Annotated in this window: 19 protein-coding genes; 5 read left to right on the top strand and 14 right to left on the bottom strand. The window is 48.1% G+C overall.

Annotation, left to right across the window (positions count from 1 at the left end; genetic code table 11):
• From M2387_RS17230 to fkpA, 9 genes are all read right to left on the bottom strand, one after another.
• Nucleotides 1–308: GTP-binding protein (locus tag M2387_RS17230; protein WP_259051142.1), on the bottom strand; the 308-nt coding region annotated here is incomplete at its 3' end.
• Nucleotides 309–379: 71 nt separating this feature from the next.
• Nucleotides 380–2,494, bottom strand: coding sequence for an elongation factor G (gene fusA, locus M2387_RS17225; protein ID WP_259051141.1), 2,115 nt, complete (start codon nucleotides 2,492–2,494; stop codon nucleotides 380–382).
• Nucleotides 2,495–2,587: 93 nt separating this feature from the next.
• Nucleotides 2,588–3,058 (bottom strand): 30S ribosomal protein S7, encoded by a 471-nt coding sequence (gene rpsG / locus M2387_RS17220; protein ID WP_259051140.1) that lies wholly within the window; start codon nucleotides 3,056–3,058, stop codon nucleotides 2,588–2,590.
• Nucleotides 3,059–3,152: 94 nt separating this feature from the next.
• Complete coding sequence (gene rpsL, locus M2387_RS17215) at nucleotides 3,153–3,527, bottom strand: 30S ribosomal protein S12 (RefSeq protein ID WP_259051138.1); 375 nt, start codon at nucleotides 3,525–3,527, stop codon at nucleotides 3,153–3,155.
• Nucleotides 3,528–3,651: 124 nt separating this feature from the next.
• A complete protein-coding gene (gene tusB, locus M2387_RS17210; RefSeq protein WP_259051136.1) occupies nucleotides 3,652–3,939 on the bottom strand; it encodes a sulfurtransferase complex subunit TusB in 288 nt (95 codons plus the stop codon).
• A gap of 7 nt (nucleotides 3,940–3,946) precedes the next feature.
• Complete coding sequence (gene tusC, locus M2387_RS17205; RefSeq protein WP_259051134.1) at nucleotides 3,947–4,306, bottom strand: sulfurtransferase complex subunit TusC; 360 nt, start codon at nucleotides 4,304–4,306, stop codon at nucleotides 3,947–3,949.
• Entirely contained in the window at nucleotides 4,306–4,692 is a 387-nt protein-coding gene (gene tusD, locus M2387_RS17200) for a sulfurtransferase complex subunit TusD (protein ID WP_259051132.1), read from the bottom strand. The genes tusC and tusD overlap by 1 nt, the downstream gene beginning before the upstream one ends.
• A complete protein-coding gene (locus M2387_RS17195; protein WP_259051130.1) occupies nucleotides 4,692–5,420 on the bottom strand; it encodes a helix-turn-helix transcriptional regulator in 729 nt (242 codons plus the stop codon). Before M2387_RS17195 ends, tusD begins: the two co-directional genes overlap by 1 nt.
• Nucleotides 5,421–5,627: 207 nt before the next feature.
• Nucleotides 5,628–6,419, bottom strand: a complete 792-nt coding sequence (fkpA, locus tag M2387_RS17190; RefSeq protein WP_259051128.1) for an FKBP-type peptidyl-prolyl cis-trans isomerase — start codon at nucleotides 6,417–6,419, stop codon at nucleotides 5,628–5,630.
• A 355-nt stretch (nucleotides 6,420–6,774) separates the two neighbouring features.
• Here fkpA and M2387_RS17185 point away from each other — a divergent pair, with 355 nt between their 5' ends.
• The gene (locus M2387_RS17185) at nucleotides 6,775–6,993 is read left to right on the top strand and encodes a protein SlyX (RefSeq protein WP_259051127.1); all 219 of its coding nucleotides are present in this window, start codon (nucleotides 6,775–6,777) and stop codon (nucleotides 6,991–6,993) included.
• Nucleotides 6,994–7,043: 50 nt separating this feature from the next.
• Here M2387_RS17185 and slyD read toward each other — a convergent pair whose 3' ends face one another.
• The 4 genes from slyD to kefG all read right to left on the bottom strand — a co-directional run bounded on the left by slyD (nucleotide 7,044) and on the right by kefG (nucleotide 10,397).
• Entirely contained in the window at nucleotides 7,044–7,631 is a 588-nt protein-coding gene (gene slyD, locus M2387_RS17180) for a peptidylprolyl isomerase (RefSeq protein ID WP_259051126.1), read from the bottom strand.
• Nucleotides 7,632–7,827: 196 nt separating this feature from the next.
• A complete protein-coding gene (locus M2387_RS17175) occupies nucleotides 7,828–8,028 on the bottom strand; it encodes a YheV family putative zinc ribbon protein (RefSeq protein ID WP_259051125.1) in 201 nt (66 codons plus the stop codon).
• A gap of 12 nt (nucleotides 8,029–8,040) precedes the next feature.
• A complete protein-coding gene (gene kefB, locus M2387_RS17170; protein ID WP_259051124.1) occupies nucleotides 8,041–9,846 on the bottom strand; it encodes a glutathione-regulated potassium-efflux system protein KefB in 1,806 nt (601 codons plus the stop codon).
• The gene (gene kefG / locus M2387_RS17165; protein ID WP_259051123.1) at nucleotides 9,846–10,397 is read right to left on the bottom strand and encodes a glutathione-regulated potassium-efflux system ancillary protein KefG; all 552 of its coding nucleotides are present in this window, start codon (nucleotides 10,395–10,397) and stop codon (nucleotides 9,846–9,848) included. Before kefG ends, kefB begins: the two co-directional genes overlap by 1 nt.
• A gap of 117 nt (nucleotides 10,398–10,514) precedes the next feature.
• Between kefG and M2387_RS17160 the strand changes: the two genes are divergently transcribed.
• The gene (locus tag M2387_RS17160) at nucleotides 10,515–12,419 is read left to right on the top strand and encodes an ABC transporter ATP-binding protein (RefSeq protein ID WP_259051122.1); all 1,905 of its coding nucleotides are present in this window, start codon (nucleotides 10,515–10,517) and stop codon (nucleotides 12,417–12,419) included.
• 40 nt (nucleotides 12,420–12,459) lie between these two features.
• Here the strand turns inward: M2387_RS17160 and M2387_RS17155 are convergent, their stop codons facing one another.
• Nucleotides 12,460–13,062, bottom strand: a complete 603-nt coding sequence (locus M2387_RS17155) for a LysE family translocator (RefSeq protein WP_259051120.1) — start codon at nucleotides 13,060–13,062, stop codon at nucleotides 12,460–12,462.
• Nucleotides 13,063–13,123: 61 nt separating this feature from the next.
• Between M2387_RS17155 and M2387_RS17150 the strand changes: the two genes are divergently transcribed.
• From M2387_RS17150 to M2387_RS17140, 3 genes are read left to right on the top strand one after another with little or no spacing between them, the layout of a single operon-like run.
• Nucleotides 13,124–14,140, top strand: coding sequence for a hydrolase (locus tag M2387_RS17150; RefSeq protein WP_259051118.1), 1,017 nt, complete (start codon nucleotides 13,124–13,126; stop codon nucleotides 14,138–14,140).
• Between the two features lies 1 nt (nucleotide 14,141).
• Nucleotides 14,142–14,360: a YheU family protein gene (locus M2387_RS17145; RefSeq protein WP_259051117.1), complete on the top strand. Its 219-nt coding sequence runs from the start codon at nucleotides 14,142–14,144 to the stop codon at nucleotides 14,358–14,360.
• 28 nt (nucleotides 14,361–14,388) lie between these two features.
• On the top strand, nucleotides 14,389–15,258 hold the full coding sequence (locus tag M2387_RS17140) for a phosphoribulokinase (protein WP_259051116.1): 870 nt from the start codon (nucleotides 14,389–14,391) through the stop codon (nucleotides 15,256–15,258).

Genomic DNA, 15,258 nt, shown 5'->3' with positions numbered 1-15,258 from the left:
ATAGCGCCATCCATCTGCGCAGCACCGGTGATCATGTTTTTAACGTAGTCGGCGTGCCCTGGGCAGTCAACGTGCGCATAGTGGCGAGACGGGGTATCATACTCAACGTGAGAAGTGTTGATGGTGATACCACGCGCTTTTTCTTCTGGTGCGTTATCGATCTGGTCGAAAGCACGAGCAGCACCGCCGTAGGTCTTAGCCAGTACGGTAGTGATTGCAGCAGTCAGAGTAGTTTTACCATGGTCAACGTGGCCGATAGTACCGACGTTAACGTGGGGCTTTTTACGTTCAAATTTTTCTTTAGACACGGCTATATTCCTTGCTATTGCGCTCCCCCCTCATGGAGAGAGCACGGGATAATTGTATTTAAAACCCGGACTTATTTGCCGCGAGCTTCGATTACGGCCTGGGCAACGTTGTTCGGCGCATCATCATACTTCAGGAATTCCATGGAGTAAGATGCACGGCCTTTGGTCAGTGAACGCAGCTGAGTTGCATATCCGAACATTTCAGATAATGGAACTTCAGCATGAATCACAACGCCAGTAACGTTGGATTCTTGACCACGCAGCATACCACGACGGCGGCTAAGGTCACCGATTACGTCACCAGTATTCTCTTCAGGCGTTTCAACTTCAACCTTCATGATAGGCTCAAGAAGAACAGGTTTTGCTTTCTTAAAGCCATCTTTAAAGGCGAGAGAAGCAGCCAGTTTAAACGCCAGTTCTGAGGAGTCAACGTCATGGTATGAACCGAAGTGCAGACGCACGCCGAGATCAACAACCGGATAACCCGCCAGTGGACCAGATTTAAGCTGTTCCTGGATGCCTTTATCAACAGCAGGGATATATTCACTAGGAACAGTACCACCTTTGATGTCGTTGACGAATTCGTAGCCTTTCGGATTCGAACCCGGCTCCAGTGGGTACATGTCGATAACAACATGACCATACTGACCACGACCACCAGACTGTTTAGCGTGCTTACCTTCGATATCGGTAACTTTCGCACGGATAGCTTCACGGTAAGCAACCTGAGGTTTACCTACGTTAGCTTCCACGTTGAACTCGCGACGCATACGGTCAACGATGATATCAAGGTGCAATTCGCCCATACCGGCGATGATAGTCTGGTTAGATTCTTCATCAGTCCATACGCGGAATGATGGATCTTCTTTAGCCAGACGACCCAGAGCCAGACCCATTTTTTCTTGGTCAGCTTTGGTTTTCGGTTCTACTGCGATAGAGATTACTGGCTCTGGGAATTCCATACGCTCCAGAATGATAGGCGCATTTGGATCACACAGGGTGTCACCAGTAGTCACATCTTTCAGACCGATTGCAGCAGCGATATCGCCCGCACGAACTTCTTTAATTTCTTCACGCTTGTTAGCGTGCATCTGTACGATACGGCCGAAGCGCTCACGTGCAGCTTTAACTGGGTTCAGTACGGTGTCACCGGAGTTAACAACACCAGAGTACACACGGAAGAACGTCAGGTTACCCACGAATGGGTCGGTAGCGATTTTAAACGCAAGAGCAGAGAACGGCTCGCTATCTGTTGCGTGACGCTCAGCTGGAGTATCTTTACCGTCATCCAGCATACCGTTGATTGCCGGTACATCTTCTGGAGATGGCAGATAATCAACAACTGCATCCAGCATTGCCTGTACGCCTTTGTTCTTAAACGCAGAACCACAGGTAACCAGAATGATTTCGTTGTTCAGCACGCGCTGACGCAGTGAAGTTTTGATTTCTTCCTCAGTCAGCTCTTCGCCGCCCAAGTATTTTTCCATCAATTCTTCAGAAGCTTCTGCAGCTGCTTCGATCAGGTTCTGGCGCCATTCTTCAGCCAGTTCTTGCATGTCTGCAGGAATATCTTCATAAACGAAAGTCAGACCTGCGTCTTCTTCGTTCCAGTTGATAGCCTTCATTTTCACCAGGTCAACAACACCGGTGAATTTCTCTTCTGCGCCAATTGCTAACTGCAATGGAACCGGGTTAGCACCCAAGCGAGATTTGATCTGGCCAACAACTTTCAGGAAGTTCGCGCCCATACGGTCCATTTTGTTAACGAACGCAATACGCGGAACTTTATATTTGTTTGCCTGACGCCATACGGTTTCAGACTGCGGCTGAACACCACCAACTGCGCAGTAAACCATTACTGCACCGTCAAGAACACGCATAGAACGCTCAACTTCGATTGTGAAGTCAACGTGTCCCGGGGTGTCGATAATGTTGATACGGTGCGGTTCATACTGCTTAGCCATACCTGACCAGAATGCAGTAGTTGCAGCAGAAGTGATGGTAATACCACGCTCCTGCTCCTGTTCCATCCAGTCCATGGTAGCTGCGCCATCATGAACTTCACCGAGCTTATGGTTTACACCGGTGTAGAACAGAATACGTTCGGTAGTCGTAGTTTTACCGGCGTCGATGTGTGCACTGACACCGATATTACGGTAGCGTGCAATGGGTGTTGTACGAGCCATTTTATTCCTCTTATCCTGGGACGTTCATTAGATAACCCAAAGCGGGCAACTTCATGAAGCGCCCGCCTGGTGACTAACACTACTCTGGTATTATTACCAACGGTAGTGTGCGAACGCCTTGTTGGCTTCGGCCATACGGTGAACGTCTTCACGTTTCTTAACTGCAGTACCTTTGTTCTCTGCAGCGTCAGAAAGTTCGTTCGCCAGGCGCAAAGCCATGGATTTATCACCGCGTTTACGAGCAGCTTCTACGATCCAACGCATTGCCAGGGCATTACGACGAACCGGACGGACTTCTACTGGTACCTGATAAGTTGAACCACCAACACGGCGTGATTTAACTTCGACAGTCGGGCGGACGTTGTCCAGAGCGACTTCAAAAGATTCCAGTGCGTTTTTACCAGAACGCTGAGCCAGGGTCTCCAGCGCGGTATAAACGATAGCTTCTGCAGTAGATTTTTTACCATCTACCATCAGGATATTTACAAATTTAGCCAACAACTCTGATCCGAACTTAGGATCTGGCAGAATTTTACGTTGACCAATGACGCGACGACGTGGCATGGAAATACTCCGTTGTTAATTCAGGATTGTCCAAAACTCAAAGAGTTTATTTTGACATTAATTTAAAACGTTTGGCCTTACTTAACGGAAACCATTAAGCCTTAGGACGTTTCACACCATATTTAGAACGAGCTTGCTTACGGTCTTTAACACCGGAGCAGTCAAGTGCACCACGAACGGTATGGTAACGAACACCTGGCAAGTCTTTAACACGACCACCACGGATCAGGATCACTGAGTGCTCCTGCAAGTTGTGACCTTCACCACCGATGTAGGAAGTCACTTCAAATCCGTTAGTCAAACGCACACGGCAAACTTTACGCAGTGCTGAGTTTGGTTTTTTAGGAGTGGTGGTATATACGCGAGTACATACACCACGTTTTTGCGGGCAAGCTTCCAGCGCTGGCACGTTGCTTTTAGCAACTTTGCGTGCGCGTGGTTGGCGAACCAGCTGATTAATTGTTGCCATTAAATAGCTCCTGGTTTTTGCTTTTGCTTCGTAAACACGTAATAAATCGACCTCGTATAATACGAGGACGCAGAATTTTAGAGCTGACTTGAAAAGGTGTCAAGAAATATACAACGATATAATGCTACCAGGCGAAATGTTGCTGGTGCTCAATCGTCAATTTAACGAAGTCAGTATAGCTGATACGTGGTATTTTGTCTGAAAAACGAACAGCGAGCCCACGCGCTTCGATATCTTCTTGTAAGGCACAAACAGACAGTGAGGAAGCGAGCAAAGCCTCAAGTGGTGCAGTATCTGTCAAGCCCGCTAATACTCCATCTTCTATCAGCAATAAGCAATCCCCTGGTTGCATATAACGCACCAGGACACGAATATCGGAGTTAAAAGGCGAGTAACGGAAAGTGTACAGCATCAGAGCCTCAGAAAGTTAATACCGCATCATAGTGTTTCAATTTTTCACCTAAAACATCAGGTTCCAGCACCTCTACATCGATAACCCAGGCATTATCTGAGGGTAAACCCCGTTCACGCACTGAGGCCGCACAGAGAAAACAGGCCTCGATATCATAGAGCGGTAGCACACGAAATGTTGCAATATGATTTCTGGCCAGCACCTGCTCAGGTTGTTGGTCAGGCTGGATCTGTAATATCCCATCTCCGATAAAAAAGACCCCGATATCATCAGACAGAGCAGAGGTCGCAAGCAGTGCATCCAGTCCCTCACGTCCTGCGCTGCTACCATGCGGTGCAGAACGGAAAATAAACGCTACAGATTTCATTAAAACTGTACCACTCTGTCTGCCGTTAATGCCGCTTCAGCTAAAGCTCCCAGCCCGGTAAGCATAAACCCGGCCTGTAAATTACCCACACTTAGCCCCTGAGTCTGAGCTTGCTCAGTATCTGTTACACCACGGCGTAAAGCCGCGGCAACGCAAATATGCAGAGCAACATTGTGCTGCTGATGTAATGCCTGCCATGCGCGGACTAAATCAACCTCATCACTCGCCGGAGAGGTCAGCTGGTTAGCATTACAGACTCCCTCCCGATAGAAAAATACGCTATCAAGTGTATGACCTTCAGCCAGTACTGCCCTGGCAAACAACAAGGCGCTACTGGCCTGTTGTGTCCCATAGGCAGGTCCTGTGACCATTAATGCAAAACGCATTATTTATCCTGACCGCTGAAATCACCGCTTTTGAACTGGCGAATATAGAGGTATACCGTGTGTTTGGAGATGTTCAGACGATCGGCTACCTGATTAATGGCATCCTTGATGTCGAAAATCCCTTTTTCATAGAGGTTAAGGACAATCTGGCGATTCTTAGCGTTATTTGAAACTGCCCGATCAACGTTGACTTCTTCAATAGTAAATTCGAGGGTTTGCATCACCAGGTCTTCGACAGAAGAGGCAAAGTTTACCGAAGATGGCACTTCCTGATCCTGGGTTTCTGGCGGCATGAACGTCGATATAATTTGTGAGAAAGGGACATCAAGGTTCATATTGATACACAGCAAGCCAATAACACGCTGCTCACGATTACGGATAGCGGTCGTGACTGACTTCATCAGAACGCCGCTTTTCGCACGGGTGAAATAGCATCTGGAAACACTGCTATCTGCGCCGGTCATATCATGCAGCATACGCAGCGCCAGATCGGTTATCGGCGAGCCTATTTTTCTGCCTGTATGTTCACCATTAGCAATACGAATTGCTGAACACTTCAAGTCCTGTAACGAATGCAAAACAATTTCACAATGGGAGCCAATTAGCATTGCTAATCCGTCAACCACGGCTTCATAAGATTTTAAAATATCAAAATCGGCAGCATCAAAAGGACGCTGATCCAGTAAATCAAACTCACTGGTTTCATTGGTTAAAAGTGAATTAGACATGTACCTATACCACCCTCTACAGAGAGCCTGTCGCGCTTTATTCGTGTCAGGGCAGACTCATTTTCAGTTATTGCGCAGGGTGTTAAGGTAATACAACGTAAGATATTCTTTCCAGCTTTTATTGTATTAACAAGAAATCAAGATACTGAAGTGAGAGCCGGGAAACAAAACCGCCGCCCAAAAGGCGGCGGTCTGAGTGGCTATTGATTACTTCTGAGCAGGAGCTTCAGTCTTAACTTCTGCTTCTTTCTGGGCCGGTTTAACGTCCAGCAATTCTACTTCAAACACCAGGGTTGAGTTTGGTGGAATTCCCGGGACACCGTTAGGGCCGTAAGCCAGCTCTGGTGGGATAACCAGTTTGATCTTGCCACCTTTTTTGATGTATTTCAGGCCTTCAGTCCAGCCAGGGATAACGCCGTCCAGACGGAAGGACAGTGGCTCTTTGCGGGTATAAGAGTTATCAAACTCTTTGCCGTCAATCAGCGTTCCTTTGTAGTTAACAACCACGGTATCGCTGTCTTTCAGAGCCTCACCACTGCCTTCTTTTTCTACGTTATAAATCAAACCGGTAGAAGAAGTTTTGCTGCCTTTCTCTTTAGCAAACGCATCACGGAAAGCTTTACCTTTTGCTTCACTTTCAGCTGACTCTTTTTTCATTTTCTCTTGAGCTGCGGCTTGTACACGCCCCTCAAAAGATTGTAATGATTGTTCGATATCCTGATCAGATAATTTGCTTTTGTTCGCAAACGCATCCTGAACACCTGCAATCAGCTGATCTTTGTCCAGTTTGATGCCTAATTTCTCTTGCTCTTGCAGAGAGTTTTCCATGTAGCGACCAAGTGAGGCGCCCAGTGCATAAGCGGCTTTCTGATCTTCATTTTTGAAAGCAGATGCGCTGCTCGCAGCAGCCTCTTTAGCCTGTTCGGCTGCAAATACCGGGGCATTCAGGGCAACGGCCATTGTTGTCGCCAGAAGCGTTACTTTAAATAATGATTTCATCCATTTCTCCATAAGAGGGGGGCCGCCCGACAAATTAAAGCGAGCAGAATTAACTTAACTATACCCTAAATAATTCGAGTTGCTTGTAGCCGCTGAGTAAATCCGGTCGATGAGCATAGATAAACTATGTTATTCGGCGGGATTTTCGAACGCAGCGCCCGAGCAACTTGAAGTATGGCGGGTATATAGCGGCATGAGAGAAATCTACACCATCTGTCAGCCGATTATCGAGTCTAATTGAGATTCTTTTTGTTTAAATAAGTTTCCCGCTTACCGTATTTACACTGTAATATCCGCCGACTTGCCGTAAAATTACTACTCTTTGTTCACCAGACAAGCCGCAAGGAAAACTCCAATGGACGCCAAACTCACCGAACAACGGCTCGAAGAGCTGGAAAGTCGTCTTGCTTTCCAGGAACATACAATTGAAGAATTAAATCAGACGGTGATTGCGCATGAACTTGAAATGATTAAGTTACGTGAGCATCTGCGTTTATTAGTTGAGAAACTTAAAACCACTCAGCCATCAATGGTTGCTTCTCAGACAGAAGAAACACCTCCGCCCCATTACTGAATTGCAGACATAAAAAAAGGCGTGCTATGCACGCCTTTTTCCTGAAACGATTAGTGACAGCCACAGCCGCCGTTACCGCAACCGCCTTTGCCCTGCTCTTTTCCATGATCGTGGTCGTGGTCATGACCGTGACCACCACAGCAACCGTCACCATGGTCATGGTGATGATCGTGCTCGCCATGAACGTGACCATGCTCCAGCTCTTCAGCCGTCGCTTCACGAATTGCGATAACTTCAACGTTAAAGCTCAGGTTCTGACCAGCCAGCATATGGTTACCATCAACCACTACGTGCTCATCTTCCACTTCGGTGATTTCTACCGGGACTGGACCCTGATCGGTTTCAGCCATGAAACGCATGCCAACCTGTAACTCATCGACACCCATAAAGACGTCTTTAGGTACACGCTGAACCAGATTTTCGTCATACTGACCGTAAGCATCATTAGCGCCGACGTTCACGTCGAAACGATCGCCAATTTCATGACCTTCCAGCGCAGTTTCTAATCCAGAGATCAGAGAACCATGGCCGTGCAGATAGTCCAACGGCGCACTCACCGGAGACTCATCAACCAATACACCATCTTCTGTACGTACCTGATAGGCCAGGCTGACCACCAAGTCTTTTGCTACTTTCATGATATCTCCTGAGTGAGCATCGAAAAAAACTGACGCAGATTGTAGCGGAAATCTCAGCTTGTGTCCCTCTACCTAAAAATCTATCCCCAAAATAATTCTGGTTACTTTCAGATATCGGGCAAAACGTGTTGATGAATATAGACAAACTATGTTCATCAACATATTTAAAGCAAGCCATACCCAGACAATTTACTCTTTAGTCTGGATGAAAGATGCCAATCACCTGCTCTTGCTCACGCACATGGCTCTGCGCTTGCTTATCTGCTTCACGCATCTGATGGTGGCACTTTACGCATTCCACAATATCGACATTATTTTCACGCCATAGTGCGAGTGAATCCTTGGCCTGACAGGCAGGACAGACTGCTCCGGCAATAAAACGCTTACGTACTGGCATTGATTTCACCTTCTATTCCAGTTCGTCCCAACCATCAAGTCGGCGACGTTCACTTTGCATTTCACGTTCAAAAATTTCTTCCAGCTCGCGGCGTGCTTCCCGTACCCGGGAAATTTGCGCGTTGTCGGTATGAATGGGGATTAATTCCCGCAACATACGCATATCCAGCCGACGAAAATGTTGCTGCGCACGATGGGCCTGGTGCGGATGCATTCCTAACGTCAGTAATGCTTTACGCCCCAGGTCCAGCGCGCTGGCAAAGGTTTCTCGTGAAAATTGAGTGACCCCAGCCTGCAATAATTCATGTGCTTCAAACCGTCCACGTGCCCGGGCGAGTATCGCCAGATGAGGAAAGTGTTGCTGGCAGAGATGAACGATTTTCATGGTATCTTCCGGGTCATTGCTGGTTATCACAATGGACTTCGCGGAGTCTGCACCCGCTGCACGTAACAATTCCAGTTCAGTTGCATCCCCGTAATACACTTTATACCCATAGCGACGCATCAAGCTCACCGCGCTGACATCACGCTCCAGCACGGTGATGCGCATTTTATTGGCCATCAACAGGCGGCCGATCACCTGACCGAAACGACCAAAACCGACCACAATAACTTGGGGTTCATCATCTTCCACATGTGGTTTTTCTTCACTCTCTTCCCCGGTGTTATAACGCTGAAAGAGTATTTTATCGACAGCTTTCATCAGTAATGGTGTCGTCATCATCGATAAGGTTACTGTGACCAGCAGTAAAGGCATCTGGTCACCCTGGAAGAGATTCTGTGCCGCTGCCACTGAGAATAAGACAAAAGCAAATTCACCGCCCTGACTCAGTACGGCCGAAAACTGTAAGCTTTCCGACCGTCTTAAGCCATACACTTTGGCCAGCCCATACAGCACCAGCACTTTCACCGCCACCAGCAGTAAGACGCTCACCAATACCCAGATAATATTGGTAAATAAAATGCCAATATTGAGTGCCATGCCTACCGAAATAAAGAATAACCCCAGCAGCAGTCCTTTAAAGGGATCGATGGCAATTTCAAGTTCATGGCGATATTCACTCTCCGCCAGCAGTACGCCCGCGAGGAAAGTCCCCAGAGCCATTGAGAAACCGAGCATCTCCATAAACAGGGCAGAACCTAGAACCAGTAGCAGTGATGCCGCAGTAAATACCTCGCGTACTCCCGAAGCGGCAATAAAACGAAACAGCGGACGTAATAAAAAGCGCCCGCCGACCAGCATGGCTAAAAAGGCTAATACTTTAAGCCCGAGTACCACCCAGTCGGTATGTTCCTCTCCTCGTCCTGCTAGCAAGGGCACCAGGGCCATTGCAGGTATAACCGCTAAGTCCTGAAATAACAGAACCGAGAAACCTAGCTGACCTGATTCACTACGATTCATCCCCTTTTCGCGCATCAGCTGTAGCGCCATCGCGGTAGAAGACATTGCCAGGCCAATACCGCCGATGACAGCGGCCTGCCAGGAGAATTGCGCTAGCATCAGCAACCCGCCTAAAATCAGCGCACTGAATACAACCTGCCCGGCACCAATACCAAAAATAGAGCGCCTGAGTTTCCAGAGTTTTGCCGGATTAAGTTCCAGACCGATGATAAACATCAGAAAAACCACACCCAGTTCTGAAAAGTGCAGAATTTCATCAACATCACTGATAAAGCCTAAGCCCCAGGGACCAATAACGATACCTGCCAGTAAATAACCTAATACTGCACCAATACCCAGACGTGCCGCGATGGGAACAGCCACCACTGCTGCAAACAGAAACAACACACCGGCTAACAGAAAATCCGCACCTTGCATCAGGATGCTCCTACAGGTAAGGGCGTTGTCAGCCATTCGGCATAAGCTTTGCCATGATTTACCAGCGTCTGATGAGACTGACGTCGGGCCCAATAGAGGATCATCGGTGTCATCCAGTGCATACTGCACATCCCGGCGGTAAGTTCAAAAGGGAGTAAAATATTGTCCATTGAGAACCGATTAAGGGCATCACGCCCATAGGCCCCTTCTGGCTCTCCTGTCGTGATAACGCTACGCCAGTATTTTCCTTTCAGAGCCTGAGTTCCTATACCATTGGCAAATCCACGGTGCAGCACCCGGTCTATCCACTCTTTTAATAATGCCGGACAGCTGTAGCTATAAAGTGGATGCTGAAAGACGATAATATCGTGCTGTAGAAGTAAGGATTGCTCATGGCTGATATCAATAAAAAAATCAGGATAGTGAGCATAAAGATCGTGTACGGTCACATTAGCAAGCCGATGCACTGGTTCGAGTAAGATTCGATTGGCTACAGAATCCTGGGACTCAGGGTGGGCGTACAGCAGCAAAACTTTCGGCGGCTGTGGCATGATTACTCTCCAGGGCGTCGTCATTGTCATTGTTTTCGGCTACCATGCAGCCGGTCTGCTACATATGCAGCAGGCTAATGACTCATAATTTAACATACTCTGAACTGACGGCGCGTTATGATTGTTATCTCTTCGTTACAAATTCGTCGTGGCACTCGCGTCCTGCTGGACAATGCAACCGCTACGATAAATCCAGGACAAAAAGTGGGCCTGGTAGGCAAGAACGGCTGTGGAAAATCGACCTTGCTAGCGCTGCTGAAACATGAAATCAGCGTCGATGGCGGCAGTATGAATTATCCGAGCAACTGGCAACTCGCCTGGGTTAATCAGGAAACACCTGCTCTGGCTACCCCCGCCATTGAGTATGTCATCGACGGAGATCGTGAATACAGACAACTGCAACATGAATTAGAATCAGCCAATGCACGTAACGATGGCCATGCTATTGCCGTGGTTCACGGAAAACTCGAAGCCGCAGATGCCTGGACGATGCGCTCACGCGCAGCAAGTCTGTTGCATGGACTGGGATTCAGTAATGAACAACTCGAGCGTCCGGTCAGCGACTTTTCCGGTGGCTGGCGTATGCGTCTTAACCTGGCCCAAGCCCTGATTTGTCGCTCTGATCTGCTGTTACTGGATGAACCCACTAACCACCTCGACTTAGACGCTGTTATCTGGCTGGAACGCTGGCTGAAGAGCTATCAGGGTACATTAATTCTGATTTCCCATGACCGGGATTTCCTTGATCCAGTAGTCGACAAAATTATTCATATCGAACAGCAAACTATGTTCGAGTATACCGGTAACTACTCGTCATTTGAGCTACAACGTTCTACGCGTCTGGCACAACAGCAGTCGCAGTACGAACATCAGCAACTCAAAGTGGCGCATCTGCAGAAATACATTGACCGGTTTAAGGCCCAGGCGACTAAGGCCCGACAGGCGCAGAGCCGCGTTAAAATGCTCGAGCGCATGGAGCTTATCGCACCTGCACTGGTTGATAATCCGTTCCAGTTCAGCTTCCGGGAACCTGAGAGCCTGCCAACGCCTCTGCTGCGTATGGATAAAGTCAGCGCCGGTTATGGTGACCGCACTATCCTGAATGCAATTAAATTAAATCTGGTTCCTGGTTCTCGCATCGGTTTACTGGGGCGCAATGGTGCCGGTAAATCGACGCTGATTAAGTTACTGGCGGGTGAGTTAGAGCCATTGCAAGGCGAGATGAACCTGGCAAAAGGTATTAAGCTGGGTTATTTCGCTCAGCATCAGCTGGAGTATTTACGGGCCGATGAGTCACCGTTACAGCATCTTGCTCGTCTGGCACCCAGAGAGCTTGAACAGAAACTGCGTGATTATCTGGGTGGGTTTGGCTTCCAGGGCGATAAAGTCACCGAACATACCGCTCGGTTCTCTGGCGGTGAAAAAGCGCGCCTGGTATTAGCCCTGGTGGTCTGGCAGCGTCCTAACTTGCTGCTGCTGGATGAACCAACCAACCACCTTGACCTTGATATGCGCCAGGCACTGACAGAGGCCCTGATGGACTTCGAAGGCGCCCTGGTCGTAGTTTCGCACGACAGACATTTGCTGCGCTCAACCACCGATGAACTCTATTTGGTTCATGATGGTGCTGTGGATGTTTTCGACGGCGATATGGAAGATTATCAGCAATGGCTGAGCACTATCCAGAAGCAGGAAAATCAGCCTGCTGAGTCGTCGAAAGATAATGGCAATAGCGCCCTCGCACGTAAGGATCAGAAACGTCGTGAGGCAGAGCTAAGAGTTCAAACCCAGCCATTACGCAAGAAACTGAGCCAGTTAGAGAAACAGATGGAAACCTTCACGGCTCAACTTAATGAAGCAGAAGAAAAGTTAGCGGACAGCGACATCTACAGCCAGAGTCGTAAAGACGAGATGAATGCCTGCCTGAAGCAACAGGCTAAAGCAAAATCATCGCTGGAAGAGTGTGAGATGGACTGGCTGGATATTCAGGAACAGCTAGAGCAGATGCTACAAAGCGAATAAGTTTTGTGGGGGATAATATCAAGGTTATCCCCCAGCTTTCTTAATGCCAGATCAGCAATACACAGGCTGCCGTGAGCAGACCCATGAAGATATTAAATATCATCCATGCCCGGTGGCTACGCAGAAACAGTCCTATCAGACTACCAAACAGGATCCAGATAACCCCGGCGACAATATTCACCAGTGCAATACCCGCGCTTATCATCGCGACTGAATGTAAGTATGCAGAACCCGCTAAACTAAAACTCGCTACTGCTCCCAGGGCCATAATCCAGGCCTTAGGATTGATGATTTGCAGCAGCCCTCCTTGCCAAAAAGCTAGCGGTTTCGGGGCAGTTACATTAGTCTCAAGGCGCTCGTATTTTGCTGTGGCAATTTTCCATGAAAGCCATAAAAGATAGGCACTCCCGGCTATTTTAAGAGTAAGGTGCAGTGCGGGATACAGCAGAAGTAAGCTGCCAACCCCAAAAGCAACCAGCAGTAAAATACACTGCATGCCAAGCATAATGCCTATCATCAATGGCAGGCTGCGGAAAAAACCAAAATTCGCTCCGGCAGCAGTAAGTAACGTATTATTAGGGCCTGGCGTAATAGCAGCGACCCAGAGAAAACCGAGCATAGAAAGAAAAAGTGTTACGTCCATGAAACGGGTGTTCCACACCCAGTTAACTCATTAGTGAATTAAATGAAACTAACAGCGTGATATGTCCAGTACAAGATCTTTAGAGTTAAACGTGCAACATGATGACAGCGATGATTTCAAACCCATGAAGGGAATGAGTAATCCTCACCTGCAAACCATGCTGCCGCGTCTGATTCGTCGGCGTCTTAATTTCACCCCACACTGGCAACGTCTGGATATGCCGGATGGTGACTTTGTCGATCTCGCCTGGAGCGAAGATCCACAAACTGCATTGCATAAACCTCGCCTGGTGGTATTTCACGGTCTCGAAGGAAGCCTGTACAGCCCTTACGCTCACGGTTTGATGGAAGCGGCTAAAAAACGTGGCTGGCTCGGTGTCGTCATGCACTTTCGTGGTTGTAGTGGCGTTCCAAACCGCAGTGAGCGTATTTATCACTCTGGCGAAATCGAAGACGGCAGTTATTTTCTATCCTGGCTTAATCAGCGTTATGGCAAGGTTCCAACCGCGGCGGTCGGTTTTTCTTTAGGAGGCAATATGTTAGCCTGCCTGATGGCCAAGCAAGGTCCGGACTGCACGCTTAAAGCGGGTGTGGTGGTTTCAGCCCCATTAATGCTGGAAGAGTGCTGTTATCATATGGAACGAGGGGTTTCGCGCATCTATCAGCGCTATTTGCTTAATTTACTGAAACAGAATGCAGCGCGAAAACTCAAAAGCTATCCGGGTACATTACCTATCGACCTGCGTCAGCTTAAAAGTCTGCGATGTATTCGGGAATTTGATGATCTCATCACTTCAAAAATTCACGGTTTTGCTGATGCTCTCGACTACTATCGTCAGTGCAGCGCTATGCCGATGTTACCGGATATCAGTGTCCCGGCCCTGATCATTCATGCGCAAGATGACCCTTTTATGGATCATCATGTGATCCCGGATAAAGATTTACTGCCAGCGAATATTCACTATCAACTGACCCAATATGGGGGACATGTCGGTTTTGTCGGCGGGACGCTATTACGGCCACAAATGTGGCTGGAAAAACGTATTCCTGACTGGTTAACGCATTATTTGGACGACTAAGATGATTATTCCCTGGCAAGATCTCGCACCAGAAACGCTCGACAGCCTGATAGAATCTTTTGTATTACGCGAAGGCACCGATTATGGTGAACAAGAACGGACTCTGACGCGAAAAGTCAGTGATGTGAAAAAACAGTTAGAGAGTGGAGAAGCCGTCCTGGTATGGTCTGAACTCCATGAAACCGTCAATATCATGCCCCGCGGGCAGTTTCGCGGCTAAGATCCTCGTTCAAGACCACGGAGTTTTTATGTCAGCCAAACATCCGGTTATTGCGGTAACAGGTTCTAGCGGCGCCGGAACCAGCACCACCAGCCAGGCATTTCGTAAAATTTTCCAGCAGTTAAATTTACGCGCAGCAGAAGTCGAAGGGGATAGTTTTCATCGCTATACCCGCCCCGAGATGGATATGGCAATTCGTAAAGCGCGTGATGCCGGCAGGCATATCTCCTATTTTGGTCCTGAGGCAAATGACTTCAAATTGCTGGAACAGACCTTTATGGAGTATGGCCAGTCAGGACAGGGAAAATCACGTAAGTATCTGCATACCTATGACGAAGCGGTACCCTGGAACCAGGTTCCCGGTACTTTTACCCCCTGGCAGCCATTACCTGAAGCCAGTGATGTATTGTTCTATGAAGGTCTGCATGGCGGCGTCGAAACACCCCAGCACAAAGTAGCAGAGTACGTGGACTTACTGGTGGGTGTGGTACCTATCGTTAACCTGGAATGGATTCAGAAACTGATACGTGATACCAGTGAACGCGGGCACTCACGTGAAGCAGTGATGGGCTCAGTGGTACGTTCAATGGATGATTATATTAACTATATTACCCCTCAGTTTTCACGTACTCATATCAACTTCCAGCGTGTCCCTACCGTTGATACTTCGAATCCTTTTGCTGCACGTGCGATCCCCTCGCTGGATGAAAGCTTTGTCGTCATCCATTTTCGTGGTCTGGATAATATCGATTTCCCGTATTTACTCACGATGTTACAGGGATCGTTTATTTCGCATATCAATACTATTGTGGTACCTGGCGGCAAAATGGGACTGGCGATGGAGTTAATTATGACGCCACTGGTTCAGCGGCTGGCAGAGAACAGCAGACAAGCCTGA

Source organism: Klebsiella sp. BIGb0407, assembly GCF_024807845.1.
GTDB lineage: Bacteria > Pseudomonadota > Gammaproteobacteria > Enterobacterales > Enterobacteriaceae > JGM124.
This window is presented reverse-complemented; position numbering and strand designations above follow the sequence as displayed.

Bases quoted from the DNA above. Each gene is read 5' to 3' on its own strand.
- fusA (WP_259051141.1), bottom strand. From the start codon at position 2,494: ATGGCTCGTACAACACCCATTGCACGCTACCGTAATATCGGTGTCAGT.
- rpsG (WP_259051140.1), bottom strand. From the start codon at position 3,058: ATGCCACGTCGTCGCGTCATTGGTCAACGTAAAATTCTGCCAGATCCT.
- rpsL (WP_259051138.1), bottom strand. From the start codon at position 3,527: ATGGCAACAATTAATCAGCTGGTTCGCCAACCACGCGCACGCAAAGTT.
- tusB (WP_259051136.1), bottom strand. From the start codon at position 3,939: ATGCTGTACACTTTCCGTTACTCGCCTTTTAACTCCGATATTCGTGTC.
- tusC (WP_259051134.1), bottom strand. From the start codon at position 4,306: ATGAAATCTGTAGCGTTTATTTTCCGTTCTGCACCGCATGGTAGCAGC.
- tusD (WP_259051132.1), bottom strand. From the start codon at position 4,692: ATGCGTTTTGCATTAATGGTCACAGGACCTGCCTATGGGACACAACAG.
- M2387_RS17195 (WP_259051130.1), bottom strand. From the start codon at position 5,420: ATGTCTAATTCACTTTTAACCAATGAAACCAGTGAGTTTGATTTACTG.
- fkpA (WP_259051128.1), bottom strand. From the start codon at position 6,419: ATGAAATCATTATTTAAAGTAACGCTTCTGGCGACAACAATGGCCGTT.
- M2387_RS17185 (WP_259051127.1), top strand. From the start codon at position 6,775: ATGGACGCCAAACTCACCGAACAACGGCTCGAAGAGCTGGAAAGTCGT.
- slyD (WP_259051126.1), bottom strand. From the start codon at position 7,631: ATGAAAGTAGCAAAAGACTTGGTGGTCAGCCTGGCCTATCAGGTACGT.
- M2387_RS17175 (WP_259051125.1), bottom strand. From the start codon at position 8,028: ATGCCAGTACGTAAGCGTTTTATTGCCGGAGCAGTCTGTCCTGCCTGT.
- kefB (WP_259051124.1), bottom strand. From the start codon at position 9,846: ATGCAAGGTGCGGATTTTCTGTTAGCCGGTGTGTTGTTTCTGTTTGCA.
- kefG (WP_259051123.1), bottom strand. From the start codon at position 10,397: ATGCCACAGCCGCCGAAAGTTTTGCTGCTGTACGCCCACCCTGAGTCC.
- M2387_RS17160 (WP_259051122.1), top strand. From the start codon at position 10,515: ATGATTGTTATCTCTTCGTTACAAATTCGTCGTGGCACTCGCGTCCTG.
- M2387_RS17155 (WP_259051120.1), bottom strand. From the start codon at position 13,062: ATGGACGTAACACTTTTTCTTTCTATGCTCGGTTTTCTCTGGGTCGCT.
- M2387_RS17150 (WP_259051118.1), top strand. From the start codon at position 13,124: ATGTCCAGTACAAGATCTTTAGAGTTAAACGTGCAACATGATGACAGC.
- M2387_RS17145 (WP_259051117.1), top strand. From the start codon at position 14,142: ATGATTATTCCCTGGCAAGATCTCGCACCAGAAACGCTCGACAGCCTG.
- M2387_RS17140 (WP_259051116.1), top strand. From the start codon at position 14,389: ATGTCAGCCAAACATCCGGTTATTGCGGTAACAGGTTCTAGCGGCGCC.